Below are 14918 nucleotides of genomic sequence, written 5' to 3' on the forward strand. Positions count from 1 at the left end.
TTTTTTTTTCCTCCGCCCCCCCCACCACCACACCACCTCGCCTGCCCCCGGGGGGGGGGGGGCCCCCCCCCCCCCCCCCCCACCGCTGTGTGCCCGAGCGAGACGCTCCCAGCCGCGTCAGCTGCCCGCCGGCTGCGCGGTCGAGCCGCGCACGACGAGTTCCGGTTCGAAGAGGAGCTCGCCCGGGTGGTTCTGGACGCCGCCCTGGATCTGGGCGCACAGCAGGTCGACTGCCGCGCGCCCCATCGCTTCGATGGGCTGCCGTACCGTCGACAGGGGCGGATCCGTGCAGTTCATGAACAAGGAGTCGTCGAAGCCCACGACCGACAGGTCGCGGGGGACATCGAGCCCGCGCCGGCGCGCAGCCCGGATCACACCGAGGGCGAGCGGGTCGCTGCCGCACACGATGCCGGTGACCCCGCGCTCCAGCAGACGCGTGCCGGCTGCCTGGCCGCCCTCCAGCGAGAAGATCGATCGCTCGACGAACTCGTCGGTCAGGTCCGTGCCCGCAGCTCGCGCCACCGCCCGGGCCGCGTCCAGCTTGCGGCGCGACGGCGCGTGGTCGCGCGGACCGAGCACGAGACCGATGCGCCGGTGTCCGAGCGAGGCGAGATGGCGCCACGCCTGCTCGACGGCGACGATGTCGTCGCACGCGACGCACGGGAAGTCCAGGCCTTCAGCCATCGCATTGATGAGGACGACCGGGATCTTCCGTTCGGCCAGCAGCCGGTAGTGGCCGTGTGGTGCGTCTCCCTGCGCGAAGAATCCGCCTGCGAAGACCACCCCGGAGACCTGCTGCTGGAGCAGGAGGTCCACGTAGTCCGCCTCGGCGGCGCCGCCCTTGGTCTGTGTGCACAGCACGGGCGTGAGCCCGCGCTGTGCCAGTGCACCCCCGATCACCTCCGCGAACGCGGGGAAGATCGGGTTCTGCAGCTCGGGTATGACGAGGCCGACGAGCCGGGCGCGCTCGCCGCGCAGCTGCGTCGGCCGCTCGTACCCGAGGACGTCCAGCGCGGTGAGGACGGACTGCCGTGTTGCCTCGGAGACGCCGGGCCTCCCGTTGAGGACACGGCTGACGGTCGCCTCGCTGACCCCCACCTTCTTGGCAACTTGAGCAAGTCGTCGTGTCATGAACGCAAGAATAGCGCAAATATTGTACGTAATTTGCGTCCGGTCATGCCTATGTCTGCAACCACGCCGCGGTGTCGCCCGGCAGCCGCCCCTGCCCGTCGAGCGGCCCGCTGGCCAGGATCAGCCGTTCGTGGCGCGGGAGATCCGTGGGCCGGTCGGCGAGGTTCACCACGCAGACCAGACCATTCGTGCGCGCGAAGGCCAGCACCCCGTCCGGCGACGGCAGCCAGGTCATCGGGCCGTCGCCGAAGCCCGCAGTGATCCGGCGCAGCAGCAGCGCCGTGCGGTAGAGGGTGAGCATCGAATCCGGGTCGTTCTCCTGGCGGTCGACGGCGTACCGCGCCCAGTCGGCGGGCTGCGGCAGCCAGGGCTCACCGCGCGAGCCGAAGCCGTACGCGGGGTCGTTCGCGGCCCACGGCAGCGGTACCCGGCACCCGTCGCGGCCGGGGTCGGTGCCGCCGGAGCGGAAGTGCATCGGGTCCTGGACGCGGTCCAGCGGTATCTCCGCCTCGGGCAGACCGAGTTCCTCGCCCTGGTAGAGGTAGGCCGAGCCGGGCAGGGCGAGGGTGAGCAGGGCGGCAGCGCGGGCCCGCCGGGTGCCGAGGGCGAGGTCGGTGGGGGTGCCGTAGGTCTTGGCCGCGAAGTCGAAACCGGTGTCGGCGCGGCCGTATCGGGTGACCGTGCGGGTCACGTCGTGGTTGCACAGTACCCAGGTGGCCGGGGCGCCCACCGGGGCGTGCTCGGCAAGGGTGTCGTCGATGGTGCGGCGCAGCCGGCCGGCGTCCCAGGGGCAGGCCAGGAAGTTGAAGTTGAAAGCGGTATGCAGCTCGTCGGGGCGCAGATAGCGGGCGAAGCGCTCGGCGTCGGGGAGCCACACCTCACCGACGAACACACCGCCGTACTCGTCGGCGATCGCACGCCAGGAGCGGTAGATGTCGTGGAGCTCGTCCTGGTCGATGTACGGGTGCGGATCGATGCCCTCGGCGAAGTCGGGCAGGTCCGGATGTTTGGCGAGCAGCGCCGCGGAGTCGATGCGCACCCCGGCCACGCCGCGCTCGAACCAGAACCGCAGGACCTCCTCGTGCTCACGGTGGACGGCGGGGTGGGCCCAGTTGAGGTCGGGCTGCTCCGGGGTGAACAGGTGGAGGTACCACTCGCCGTCCGGGACCCGGGTCCAGGTGACCCCGGCGAACTGTGACGGCCAGGTGTTCGGCGGGACTTCGCCGTGCTCGCCGAGGCCGGGCCGGAAGTGGAAGAGCTCCCGCTCGGGGCTGCCGGGTCCGGCCGCCAGCGCGGCCTGGAACCAGGCGTGCCGGTCGGAGACATGGTTCGGGACGATGTCGACGATGGTCCGGATGCCGAGGTCGGCGGCCTCCGAGATCAGCTTCTCGGCTTCCTCGATGGCGCCGAAGGCCGGATCGATGGTGCGGTAGTCGGCCACGTCATAGCCGCCGTCCACCAGCGGGGAGAGGTACCAGGGGGTGAACCACACGGCGTCGACGCCGAGTTCGGCGAGGTACGGCAGACGGGCGCGGATGCCCGCCAGGTCCCCGGCACCGTCTCCGTCCCCGTCCGCGAAGCTACGGGGGTACACCTGGTAGATGACGGCGTCGCGCCACCAGTCGTCGGTACGGAACGAGGGAGACGAGGGAACAGCTGCCACGGGGCGGTCCTTTCGGGCAGGTGGGACTCCGCCGCCGGACAGCGCGGGGGCATGGAAAGGCGGACCGGTGACGGAGTGCTTCGTGGTGATGGCGGGTGCGGGCTCGGTCAGCCCTTGAGACTTCCGGCGGTCAGGCCCGCCATGATGCTGCGCTGGAAGAAGAAGAACACGATGATCATCGGGACGCTCGCGATCACGAGCCCGGCCATGATCTGGTTCTGCGTCACCGCTCCCGCGGTCTGGGACAGGCCCACGCTGATGGTCATCTTCCCGCTGTCGGGAAGGACGAGCAGCGGCCAGACGAAGTCCTTGAAGACCGCGACGACGGTGAAGATGGAAACCACCCCGAGGATGGGCCGGGAGATCGGCAGGATGACCGACACGAGGACGCGCCACGGCGGTACGCCGTCGATCTCCGCTGCTTCCAGGAGTTCGTTCGGGATCGAGTCGAAGAAGCGCTTCAGCAGGAAGACGTTGAAGCCGTTGGCGGCCACCGGGAACCAGATCGCCCAGGGCGAGTTGAGCAGATGCCAGCCGAAGATCGGCACGTCGGTCACGGTGATGTACGCCGGGATCATCACGACGATCGGCGGGATCATCAGCGTGGCCAACATCCCCGCCAGGATCACGTTGCCGAACATCGGCCGCAGCTTGGACAGCGCGTAGGCGGCCGAGACATCCACCGCGAGCGCGAACAGCCAGGCGCCTACGGCGTAGAACAGTGTGTTCTTCAGCAGCGTCCCGATGTCGAAGAGCTCCCAGGCGTCGGCGAAAACGGAGAAGTCGGGCGATTCGGGGAAGAGGCCGGGCGGCATCCGGGCGATTTCCTCGCCCGTCTTCATCGCCCCGGTGACCATCCAGTACAAGGGGAAGACGAATGCCAGGGTGAACACGACCACGACGGTCGTGAGCAGCCCCCAGTAGATCTTCCGGCCCCAGCGGGACTTCAGCTCCAGTGGTGAGACGATGGTCCGGGCATGTCCGTCGGCCCAGGAGCCCCGGCGCTTCTCCGGCTTCTCGCGTCGCAGGTCCGGTACCGGCTTCGGGGTCTTCGTCGCCTTCTCGGGGCGGGCGGTGGCGTTCAGCATGGGACTACTTCTCCTCTCGGGTCAGACGGAGCTGAACCGCGGCGACCGCCAGCAGGACGATCATGAGCATCAGGCCGAGCGCGCTGCCGGCCCCGTAGTTGCCGCCATAGACGAAGGCGTACTGGTACATGAGGTAGACGACGGTGACCGTCGCGTTCTCCGGGCCGCCGCCGGTGAGCATGTACGGCTCGATGAACACCTGCATGGTGGCGACGAGTTGCAGCATCAGCATCAGCAACAGGATCAGCCGCGTCTGCGGGATCGTGACATGCCGGATCCGTTTGAGGACGCCGGCGCCGTCGAGCTCCGCGGCCTCGTAGAGGTCACCAGGGATGTTCTGCAGCGCTGCCAGGTAGATCAGCACGCCGGAACCGAGGTTCATCCAGGTGGAAACGATCACCAGGGAGATCAGTGCGGTGCTGGTGGAGTCCAGCCACGACAGGGCCGGCAGCCCCACGAAGTCCAGGGCCTGGTTGAACAGGCCCGGCCCCGGATCGTAGAACCAGCGGAACAGCAGCACCGAAACGATCGGCGGCAGCATCACGGGCAGATAGACCACGAACCGCAGGTACGCACGTGCGTGTCGCAGCTCGTTCAGGACGATCGCGACGGCGAACGGCACCACGTAGCCGCACACCAGGGCCAGCAACGTGAACACGAGGGTGTTGCGCCATGCCTGGCCGAACGCCGGATCGTCCACGACCGTGCGGAAGTTCTCCAGGCCCACCCACGACGGTTCGTCGACGAGATTGGTCTGCTGGAAGCTCAGCAGGACTTCCCGGATGATCGGCCACCACGCGAACATCGCGAAGCAGAACAGCGCGGCGCACAGGAATCCGTACGCCGTCAGGTTCCGCCGTGTCGCTCGGCGCCGCTTCGACGGTGGCCTGCCGTGCCGCGGCGCCAGTCGTTGCTGCTTCGGCTCCATGGTGAGTGTTTCCATCGTGATCTCCCGTTCCCGGCCCGGGGCGTTGACGCGGGGCCGACGCGGGGTGCCGTGACGTCGCGGCACCCCGGGTCCGTTACCGTCAGCTCCTGGCCAGAATCGAGTTCGCCTTGGACTCGGCATCCGCGAGCAACTTGTCGACGTCGGCGTTCTCCCGGGTCAGCACCGCGGACATGGCCACGTCCAGCACCGCGTACAGTTCCTGGGCCTTGACCGGCTCCAGCCTGGGCGCGATGCTCACGGCCCCGGTGACGTAGGGCTCGTAGTTCGCGACCGGGAGGACGGCGTTCGCCTTGCGCTGCTCGGCGAGGGCCTTGCCGGTCGCGGAATCGCCCATGTAGTCGTTGTTGGGCACACCGACGGCCTCGCCATTGGCCTTGCCGCGGGCGAAATCGAAGCGGCCCTTGCCCGGGGTGTTGAACTCGAAGTCGATCCACTGCAGCGCCGCCTTGGTCTGTGCCGCGCTCGCCTTCGGGTTGACCATGTAGGCCTCACCGCCGGTCAGTGACGCCTTGCCGTCGGGTATGCCGGTGATGCCGTAGTACTCGGCCTTGCCCTGGAACTTCTGGATCACGTCGGACACGACGTCCGGCGCGCCGAGCATCATGCCCGTCTTGCCCGCCGCCATCTGCTGCATCAGCGACTCCCAGCCGATCAGCACCTTGCTGCCCGTGCTGTGGTCCTCCCAGCGCATGTCGTGCAGGGTCTGCAGCACGGCCTTGCCCTCGGCACTGTTGAACGCGGCCTTGCCGTCCCGGACCATCTCTCCGCCGCGGCTGAACAGGGCCTGCGCGAAGTGCCAGCCGCCGGTGTTGCCACCGCCGTACTCGCCGTACCCGACGTAGCCGTCGCCCAGACCGGCGATCTTCTTCGCGGCGGAGCGGACCTCGTCCCAGGTCCGGGGCGGGGAGTCGGGGTCGAGACCGGCCTCGGCGAACAGGGCGCGGTTGTAGACGAGGCCGACGGTGTAGCTGACGTTGGGGATGCCGTAGACCTTGCCGTCCTCGGTAACCATGTCCCGGACGTCCTGCTTGACGTCCTGGTAGTTCTTCACCAGGCCGGTCGAGCTCGTGATGTCCTTCGCCTGCTTCTTGGCGATCACGTCGGCGTAGTTGGTCACCGGCACCACGAAGACCGTCTCCATCTGCCCACCGGCCAGCTTCGCGGCGAAGGTCTTGGGGTCGAAGCAGGGCTGCTGATCGGTGCTCCTGACCTTCACGCCCGGGTGCGCCTTCTCGAACGTGGCGATGTCGTCGTTCCAGGCCTTGCGCAGCTTCGGCGCGGTCTTCGCCGGCTGGCACGCCACGGTGATCGTGGTGTCGCCTCCGGCATCGGAGCCCGCGTCACTGCCGCAGGCCGTAGCGGTGAATGCGAGACCTGTCGTCAGAAGGATCGCGAGGTTACGGGGCTTCATTACGGCTCCTCTGGGGTGACGCCCAAGCGCAGCTCTGATGGGTGCCGTCACGATAGGGCGACGGACAGATGTGCGCAATATTCCGATGCGAATTTGCAAGATTGCGACTGTTGAACGACAGTTCGGCGATGGGGAAATGCCGAGATCCTCCTGATTCCAGAGCAAAGTCTTGCGCTGGATCGCGGGTTGGTCGGTTGCTGCGCAAGGTTGTCAATTATTTGCAATACATGCTCGACATCTTGTGCTCATATGGCGGCAATGCTTGAGTGAGCGCCGCTCCTGCCACCCCCGACCCGACCCCCCATCAGGAAGGTGCACCGGAGATGCATGTGAATGTCATGTACGCGCCAGGTCATACCCCGGGGCGCGGAACAGTGCGCCGCTCGTCCGTCCTCGCGGTAGCGGTCGCGCTCGTGGGCAGCGCGCTGGGCGCCACCGGCCCGGCCTTCGCCCAGCGCGAACCCGCGCCCAGGGCGGCCGTCGTCGGTGCCACGCTCCCCTTCACCTCGGCCGAGGCGGAATCCGCTCCTACCACGGGCCAGAAGATCGGCCCCGATTACGCCCAGGGCACCCTCGCCTCCGAGGCTTCGGGCCGGCAGGCCGTCCGCCTGAACGCGGGCCAGAGTGTCGAGTTCACCCTGACCACGGCGGCCAATGCCGTGAATGTCTCCTACAACGTGCCCGACGGTCAGTCCGGTTCGCTCGCCGTCTACGTCAACGGCACGAAGCTCGCCGCGTCCCTGGCGCTCACCTCCAAGTACAGCTACGTCGACACCCCCTGGATCGCCGGCGCCAAGACGCACCACTTCTTCGACAACGCCCGTCTGCTGCTCGGCCGTGATCTGCGGGCCGGTGACAAGGTGAGACTGGAAGCCGCCTCGTCCCAGGTCACCGTCGACGTCGCCGACTTCGAGCAGGTCGGGGCCTTTGCCACCGCCCCGTCCGGCGCCATCTCCGTCGTCGACAAAGGCGCCGACCCCACCGGAGTGCAGGACTCCACGCAGGCATTCCGCGACGCCATCGCCGCCGCGAAGTCGAGCGCCGGCACGGTGTGGATCCCGCCGGGCGAATTCAAGCTGGGCTCCGAGCTGAGCGGCGTGGAGAACGTGACGATCCAGGGCGCGGGCAGCTGGTACTCGGTGGTGCGCTCCTCGCGGTTCATCAACCAGACGAACTCAGCGGGCAAGGTGCACCTCAAGGACTTCGCGGTCATCGGCGAGGTCACCGAACGCGTCGACAGCAACCCGGACAACTTCGTCAACGGCTCGCTGGGCCCCGAATCCAGCGTCTCGGGGATGTGGATCCAGCACCTCAAGGTCGGCCTGTGGCTGACCGGAAACAACGACAACCTCGTCGTCGAGGACAACCGCATTCTCGACACCACCGCCGACGGCCTCAACCTCAACGGCACCGCCAAGGGCGTCACCGTACGCAACAACTTCCTGCGCAACCAGGGCGATGACTCGCTCGCCATGTGGTCGCTCAACACCACCAACAGCAACGACACCTTCGAGAACAACACGATCTCGCAGCCCAACCTGGCCAACGGCATCGCGATCTACGGCGGCCGCGACATCACCGTCAAGGACAACCTGGTCCAGGACACCAACGCGCTGGGCAGCGGCATCGCCATCTCCAACCAGAAGTTCCTCGATCCCTTCCTGCCCCTCGCCGGCACCATCACGGTCTCCGGGAACACACTGGTGCGCACCGGCGCCATGAACCCCAACTGGGGCCACCCGATGGGTGCGCTTCGTGTGGACGCGTACGACAGCGCCATCGAGGCGAATGTCCGGATCACCGGTTCCACCATCAGGGACAGTCCTTACAGCGCCTACGAGTTCGTCTCCGGCGGCGGCACCGGCAAGGCCGTCGAGAACGTCACCGTCGACGGCTCGACCGTCGAAAGGACCGGTACGGTCGTCGTCCAGGCCGAGACACCCGGCGCCGTCACGATGGCGAATGTCACGGCCACCGGCGTCGGCGCGGCCGGCGTCTACAACTGCCCCTACCCGGCAGGTTCCGGCACCTTCGCGGTCACCGACGGCGGTGGCAACTCCGGCTGGGACAGCACCTGGGGCGACTGCTCCACCTGGCCCCAGCCGGGCGGCGGCAACCCGGATCCCGACCCGGACCGCAACCTCGCCAGGGGCCGGACCGCCACCGCGACCGGCTCCACCGACGTGTACACCCCCGGCAAGGCGGTCGACGGGGACGAGAGCACGTACTGGGAATCCGCCAACAATGCCTTCCCCCAGTCGATCACCGTGGACCTGGGCTCGGCACAGACCGTCCGGCGCGTCGTCCTGAAGCTGCCGCCGCCCGCCGCATGGGAGGCCAGGACCCAGACCCTGTCGCTCCAGGGCAGCACCGACGGCTCCACCTTCGGCACACTCGCCACCTCGAAGGACTACCGATTCGACCCGGCGACCGGCAACACGGTGACCATCGGCCTGCCCGCGTCGGCCGCCGCCACGCGCTACCTGCGGGTCCACGTGACCGCGAACACGGGCTGGCCCGCAGCCCAGCTCAGCGAGCTGGAGGCGTACCTGAACTGAGCCGACCGTCCCCCACCCCCACACCGAGAGGACCACAGTGAGACTCGGACAACGGAGCCTGCGGCACCTCGCCGTCTGGCTGGGCGCCGCGCTGACCACCTTCGGGCTGGTGCCCGTCGCCGCCCAGGCGGCACCGGCAACGGCCGAAGCGGCCGCCAACCTGGCATTGAACAAACCGGTCGAGGCGTCCTCGACAACGCAGAACTACGTGGCGGCGAACGCCAACGACGGCAACACCAGCACCTACTGGGAGTCGAGCACCACCCCGGCGACGCTCACCGTCGAGCTCGGCGCCGACGCCGACCTCGACTCCGTCGTACTCAAGCTCAACCCCGACCCGGCCTGGGCGCAGCGCACACAGAGCATCGAAGTGCTCGGGCGTGCACAGGCGGCCGACGGCTTCAGCACGGTGAATGCACGTACCGACTACACCTTCGCTCCGGGCGGCAACCAGAACATCGTGACGATCCCGGTGTCCGGTCGCTACGCCGACATCCAGCTGAAGATCCACTCCAACAGCTCCGGGTACGGCGCCCAGATAGCCGAGTTCCAGGTCAACGGCACCGCCGCCCCCAACCCCGACCTGACCGTATCCGCCCTGGCATGGGAGCCCGCGCAGCCCAGCGAGCGCGACGCCGTCACTGTCCACACCACGGTGCGCAACACCGGGTCGGCGGCCTCGGCCGCCACCACCGTCGACGTCAGCGTGGGCGGCTCGGTCTCGGGCAGCGCCGAGGTGGGCGCGCTGGACGCCGGAGCATCGGCCACGGTCCCGGTCTCCATCGGCAAACGGGCGCAGGGAAGCTACACCGTGTCCGCGGTGGTGGACCCGCGCGACACCGTCGTCGAGCTGGACGACGACAACAACAGCCGCACCGCCGACAGCAAGCTGACGGTCGGCCAGAGCCCCGGCCCCGACCTGGAGGTCACCGGCATCACCTCGAACCCGCCGAGCCCCGCGGTCGGCTCCGCCGTCACGTTCTCGGTGCAGGTCCACAATCGTGGCACCAGCGCGGTCGCCGCCGGCTCGGTGACCCGCCTGACCGTGGGCGGCACGACACTGAACGGCACCACGCCCGCCCTCGACGCGGGGGAGAGCGCCACCGTTGCCATCGGCGGCAGCTGGTCCGCCACCAGCGGCGGCGCCACGCTCACCGCTACCGCCGACGCCACCGGCGCCGTCGACGAGACGAACGAGGACAACAACGTCTTCGCGCGGTCCATCGTGGTCGGCCGGGGCGCGGCGCTGCCGTACGTCGAGTACGAGGCGGAGGACGGGAGGTACGACGGCACGCTCCTGGAGAGCGATGCGGAGCGCACCTTCGGACACACCGACTTCGCCACCGAGTCCTCGGGCCGTAAGTCGGTGCGTCTCGACTCGACCGGCCAGTACGTGGAGTTCACCTCGACGAGTGCGGCCAACTCGATCGTCGTGCGCAACTCCATCCCCGACGCGCCGGGCGGCGGAGGCCAGGAGAAGACACTGAGCCTGTACGCCGACGGGAAGTTCGTGCAGAAGCTGACGCTGTCCTCCAAGCACAGCTGGCTGTACGGGAACACGGACCAGCCCGAGGGCCTGACCAACACCCCCGGCGGGGACGCGCGGCGGCTGTTCGACGAGTCGCACGCACTGCTCGCGCAGACCTATCCGCAGGGCACCACGTTCCGGCTGCAGCGCGACGCCGGTGACGACGCCGCGTACTACATGGTCGACCTGATGGACCTGGAGCAGGTGGCCCCGGCGGCGAGCAAGCCCGCCGACTGCACCTCGATCACCGAGTACGGCGCGGTCCCCGGCGACGGGATCGACGACGCGGACGCGATCCAGCGGGCCGTGACCGCCGATCAGAACGGCGACATCGACTGCGTGTGGATCCCGGCCGGGCAGTGGCGCCAGGAGAAGAAGATCCTCACCGACGACCCGCAGGACCGGGGCGAGTACAACCAGGTCGGCATCCGTGACGTGACCGTCCGCGGCGCCGGCATGTGGCACTCCCAGCTGTACTCCCTCATCCCGCCGCAGAACGCCGGCGGCATCAACCACCCGCACGAGGGCAACTTCGGCTTCGACATCGACGACAACACCAAGATCTCCGACATCGCCATCTTCGGCTCGGGTACCATCCGCGGCGGCGACGGCAACGCGGAGGGCGGCGTCGGTCTCAACGGCCGCTTCGGCAAGAACACCAAGATCACCAACGTGTGGATCGAGCACGCCAACGTCGCCGCCTGGGTCGGCCGCGACTACAGCAACATCCCCGAGCTGTGGGGACCGGGCGACGGCCTGGAGTTCAGCGGCATGCGCATGCGTAACACCTACGCCGACGGCGTCAACTTCACCAACGGCACCCGCAACTCCACCGTCTTCAACTCCTCGTTCCGTAACACCGGCGACGACGCGATGGCGGTGTGGGCCAACAAATACGTCAAGGACCAGTCCGCCGACATCGGCCACGACAACGTGTTCCGCAACAACACGGTGCAGCTGCCCTGGCGAGCCAACGGCATCGCCGTGTACGGAGGTTACGGAAACAAGATCGAGAACAACCTGGTCTACGACACCATGAACTACCCGGGCATCATGCTCGCGACCGACCACGACCCGCTGCCCTTCTCCGGGCAGACCCTGATCGCGAACAACGGGCTCTACCGCACCGGCGGGGCGTTCTGGAACGAGGACCAGGAGTTCGGCGCGATCACCCTGTTCGCGCAGGGTCCTGACATCCCGGGCGTCACGATCCGCGACACCGACATCCAGGACTCGACCTACGACGGCATCCAGTTCAAGACGGGCGGCGGCGCCATCCCGGACGTGAAGATCAGCAATGTGACGATCTCCAAGTCCAACAACGGCTCCGGCATCCTCGCGATGGGCGGCGCACGCGGCAGCGCGACGCTCAGCAACGTGAAGATCACCGACTCGCGCGATGGGGACGTGCTGGTCGAGCCCGGCTCGCAGTTCGTGATCAACAGCGCGGCCGCGCAGGCGGATCCCGCCGTATCGGGCACCCGGCAAGGGCTGTGACCGACCGGCACCCGGCACCGGCGGCGGCCCGTTCGCTGCCGGTGCCGGGTGCCACGACGCTCGGCGTGGAGCCCCCACTCCCGCGCGGCGGGGGCTCCACATGATCCGGGGGACCAGGCCGGGCGAGACGGATGCGGCGACGGCCGGGGAGGGCATCAGCGGCGTCGGGCCCAGAACAGGGCGTGCCCGCTCTCACCTTCGGGCACGAATTCCTCCTGCTCGACCGTCAGCCCTGCCTGAGTGATCCAGCTCCGGTTGGTGGCGGCGTCCGCATGACTCCACCACATGGCGGCCCCGCCGCCCAGCCAGTCCTCATCAACACCCGTCCAGGCCCGATGACCGGTGGTGCCCAGGAACCAACCGCCGGGTCGCAGCCATCCGGCGACCTTCCGCAGCAACGGAAGCTGTTCGCCGAGCGGGATATGGATCAGAGCGTAGAAGGAGACGACCGCGTCGAAGGAGGCCGGCGCGAAGTCCACGGCCGTGGCATCGGCGCGGATGAAATCGGCCTGCGGTACGAGCTCCCGGGCCCTGCGGATCTGCACTTCACTGATGTCGACGCCAGTGACGCGGTGACCTGCGGCCGTCAACGTGCGAGCGACGGGAACCCCGCTTCCACACCCGAGATCCAGCACCGTGCCTCCGGCCGGGACGCGAGCAGAGAGTTCGCTCATCCACGGCTGGTACTTCGTCTCGGCGCCGTACGCCTGGTCATAGCGGAGGGAGAGTGCGTCGTAACCCCGCCGGACCAGTTCTTTGGGATCCTCGATGTTCACGCCGGTGCACGGTAGCCGCTCACGACGAGTGGCTGCGAACGATTTTCCCCAGCCCCCAGCAGGGTGGCGAGACCGCCGTCCCGCGCGAAGTCGCCGGCCCCGGACAGGACATGACGCCGGGCGTGGTCGGTTGCGGTTTCGGGTGGCGTGGCGGCCGGGGTGCTGATGGTTGATCGAGAACACGGGTGGGTGGGTTCCGGGGGCGTGGGACGGGAGCCGACGGGCTGACCTGTGATGGTGCATCCGCATTCCGGGCCACTGTTCGTCCAGCGGATGCCCCGGGCGGGTCGACTTCACGGCCGGGTGCGTTGCTCGGCGGCGTCGAGCGCGGGCGCGAGCGGGGACAGCGCCGCGCGCAGCTGGTCGGGCAGTGAGCCGGAGGGTACGACCAGTACTCCGGCACCGAGGCTCCCGGCGGCCTCTGCGCTGCCGGCCGGCCGGAGCCAGCCCTCCAGTGCGATGCGCACCGCCGCGGCCACGCTCGCCGCGAGAACGCGGGCGGTGTGCGCTCCGGCGTCACCCATGCGTTCGGCGATCACCGCTGTGAGAGGGGGCTCGATGCCGGCGGTGGAATCGAGGAACGCGTCCCGCAGCGCGGTCCGGGTGGTGATCAGCAGCAGCGCCTCGTGTTCGCGCTCACCGGTGCTCGTGTACTGCTCGACCACTGCTTCGGTGACAGCGTCGGCCAGGCGCACTCCGGCGGGCCGGGCCGCGACCGCCGCCGCGATGCGCGCCTCCCGGTCCGCGGTGACGGCGGAGACGATCGCCTGTTCGCGACTGGCGAAGTAGTTGTTGTAGGTGCGTGGCGAGACCCCGGCGGCCTCGGCGATGTCCTCGACCCGTACCTGGTCCGGTCCGCGCTCCACGGCCAGGCGCAGGGCCGCCGTGCGGAGCGCCTCGCGTGTGGCCTGCTTCTTCCGCTCTCGCAGTCCTGATGGTGGTGTCGTCACGGCGTCAGCGTTCCATACATGGCTGCGTGCACGCAAACTTGCGTGCGCGCACTTTTCTTGTCAGTCTCGACCCGCCGATACCGACAGAGAGGACGTCAGCATGCGAGCAAGAGGAATGACCTACGACACCGGATTCGTCGTGCACGGCCACATATCCCGCGATCGGCTCGACCCTGCGGTGGTCCGGCGGGAACTCGCCATCATCCGCGACGACCTGCACTGCAATGCCGTCCAGATCATCGGCGGCGACCCGGACCGACTGGAGCTGGCCGCCGGTGCCGCCGCCGAACTCGGCCTGGAGGTCTGGTTCTCGCCCTATCCGCTGGAGCTGGACCCGGAGCAGATCCTCACGCTCTTCCGCGACTGCGCCGAGCGAGCGGAACGGATTCGGCAGCAGGGAGCCGCGGTCGTGTTCGTCGCAGGGGTCGAACTGAGCGTGATGAACCGCGGGTTCCTGCCCGGAGGGAGCCCTGAGGAGCGGGTCGAGCAGCTGATGGGCCGACCCGAGCGGCGTGCCGAGGCGATGCGTGGACTCGGCGCGCGCATCAACGCATTCCTCCGCGACGCCGCGGCCGCGGTCCGCGAGCGCTTCCAGGGCAAACTCACCTACGCGGCCATCCAGTTCGAGCAGGTCGACTGGAATCCCTTCGACATGGTGACGTTCGAGCTGATCCGCTCCGCCGAGGTCGCCGACCGGTTCCGGGACGCGGTACGCACCCTGGCCCAGGGTCCGAAGCCGCTCGCCATCACGGGGTTCGGCACCGCGGCCTACCGCGGCGCGGGAGACCGCGGTGGGCGGGTGCTGGAAGTGGTCGAGCACGACCCGGGGACCAAGGCCCCGGTACGGTTGAACGGCATGTACGACCGTGACGAGGCCGGCCAGGCCGCGTACCTGAGCGAGCTGCTGGAGATCTTCGACACCGAGGGCGTGGACAGCGCGTTCGTGTTCCTGTTCGCTTTGCCCGGCTACCCGCACCGCCCGGACGGCGACCCCCGGGACGACTTGGACCGGGCCGGCCTGGGCATCGTCAAACTCCTCGAAGGGCGCCGGGGGCAGACCTATCCCGACATGGAATGGGAACCCAAGGCCGCCTTTGCGGCAGTGGCGCAGCGGTACCGGAGGTGACAGACCCCGTACACGGTCACCACGACCCGGGGCGCGGCCGGTGCCCACCACCTGTCCCTGAAGTCCGGGTCCCGGCCCGGCTCCCGACGTGACGATCCGGGCCGGCGCCCGGCCGGAGCGACCTTCGTCCCGTGCACTCCGAACGCACTCATCAACACCATGCAGGCGACGGCGAACGGGCCACATGGACCCGGTCGTCCCGGAGGCGGAGCAGGGAGCGGAGATCCTGGCCGAGGCCCTC

General features: G+C 68.8%; 10 protein-coding genes. 3 read left to right on the forward strand and 7 right to left on the reverse strand.

The features are described 5' to 3' along the window. Positions 1-117 precede the first annotated feature (117 nt). The 5 genes from AB0D53_RS20130 to AB0D53_RS20150 all read right to left on the reverse strand — a co-directional run bounded on the left by AB0D53_RS20130 (position 118) and on the right by AB0D53_RS20150 (position 6242). A complete protein-coding gene (locus AB0D53_RS20130) occupies positions 118-1131 on the reverse strand; it encodes a LacI family DNA-binding transcriptional regulator (RefSeq protein ID WP_362448276.1) in 1014 nt (337 codons plus the stop codon). A 49-nt stretch (positions 1132-1180) separates the two neighbouring features. Then, positions 1181-2794 (reverse strand): glycoside hydrolase family 13 protein, encoded by a 1614-nt coding sequence (locus AB0D53_RS20135; protein WP_362448279.1) that lies wholly within the window; start codon positions 2792-2794, stop codon positions 1181-1183. A 107-nt stretch (positions 2795-2901) separates the two neighbouring features. After that, a complete protein-coding gene (locus AB0D53_RS20140; protein ID WP_362448282.1) occupies positions 2902-3882 on the reverse strand; it encodes a carbohydrate ABC transporter permease in 981 nt (326 codons plus the stop codon). Positions 3883-3886: 4 nt separating this feature from the next. Beyond that, a complete protein-coding gene (locus tag AB0D53_RS20145) occupies positions 3887-4810 on the reverse strand; it encodes a sugar ABC transporter permease (protein WP_362448769.1) in 924 nt (307 codons plus the stop codon). A gap of 100 nt (positions 4811-4910) precedes the next feature. Next, a complete protein-coding gene (locus AB0D53_RS20150) occupies positions 4911-6242 on the reverse strand; it encodes an extracellular solute-binding protein (RefSeq protein ID WP_362448285.1) in 1332 nt (443 codons plus the stop codon). A gap of 323 nt (positions 6243-6565) precedes the next feature. Here AB0D53_RS20150 and AB0D53_RS20155 point away from each other — a divergent pair, with 323 nt between their 5' ends. Further along, positions 6566-8800, forward strand: a complete 2235-nt coding sequence (locus AB0D53_RS20155) for a discoidin domain-containing protein (protein ID WP_362448289.1) — start codon at positions 6566-6568, stop codon at positions 8798-8800. A 37-nt stretch (positions 8801-8837) separates the two neighbouring features. Then, positions 8838-11825, forward strand: coding sequence for a CARDB domain-containing protein (locus AB0D53_RS20160; RefSeq protein ID WP_362448292.1), 2988 nt, complete (start codon positions 8838-8840; stop codon positions 11823-11825). A 155-nt stretch (positions 11826-11980) separates the two neighbouring features. On the opposite strand, the gene AB0D53_RS20165 is transcribed toward AB0D53_RS20160, so the two are convergent. Next, positions 11981-12601: a class I SAM-dependent methyltransferase gene (locus AB0D53_RS20165; protein ID WP_362448295.1), complete on the reverse strand. Its 621-nt coding sequence runs from the start codon at positions 12599-12601 to the stop codon at positions 11981-11983. A 293-nt stretch (positions 12602-12894) separates the two neighbouring features. Beyond that, the gene (locus tag AB0D53_RS20170; RefSeq protein WP_362448298.1) at positions 12895-13551 is read right to left on the reverse strand and encodes a helix-turn-helix domain-containing protein; all 657 of its coding nucleotides are present in this window, start codon (positions 13549-13551) and stop codon (positions 12895-12897) included. Positions 13552-13651: 100 nt separating this feature from the next. On the opposite strand from AB0D53_RS20170, the gene AB0D53_RS20175 reads away from it, so the two are divergent. After that, a complete protein-coding gene (locus AB0D53_RS20175) occupies positions 13652-14677 on the forward strand; it encodes a hypothetical protein (protein WP_362448301.1) in 1026 nt (341 codons plus the stop codon). Positions 14678-14918 lie beyond the last annotated feature (241 nt).

The sequence above is a fragment of the Streptomyces sp. NPDC048295 genome, assembly GCF_040652135.1.
Taxonomy (GTDB): Bacteria; Actinomycetota; Actinomycetes; order Streptomycetales; family Streptomycetaceae; genus Streptomyces.

What these genes read in the sequence shown, in the direction of transcription:
- AB0D53_RS20130 (WP_362448276.1), bottom strand. Translation starts at nt 1,131, where the DNA reads ATGACACGACGACTTGCTCAAGTTGCCAAGAAGGTGGGGGTCAGCGAG.
- AB0D53_RS20140 (WP_362448282.1), bottom strand. Translation starts at nt 3,882, where the DNA reads ATGCTGAACGCCACCGCCCGCCCCGAGAAGGCGACGAAGACCCCGAAG.
- AB0D53_RS20145 (WP_362448769.1), bottom strand. Translation starts at nt 4,810, where the DNA reads ATGGAGCCGAAGCAGCAACGACTGGCGCCGCGGCACGGCAGGCCACCG.
- AB0D53_RS20150 (WP_362448285.1), bottom strand. Translation starts at nt 6,242, where the DNA reads ATGAAGCCCCGTAACCTCGCGATCCTTCTGACGACAGGTCTCGCATTC.
- AB0D53_RS20155 (WP_362448289.1), top strand. Translation starts at nt 6,566, where the DNA reads ATGCATGTGAATGTCATGTACGCGCCAGGTCATACCCCGGGGCGCGGA.
- AB0D53_RS20175 (WP_362448301.1), top strand. Translation starts at nt 13,652, where the DNA reads ATGCGAGCAAGAGGAATGACCTACGACACCGGATTCGTCGTGCACGGC.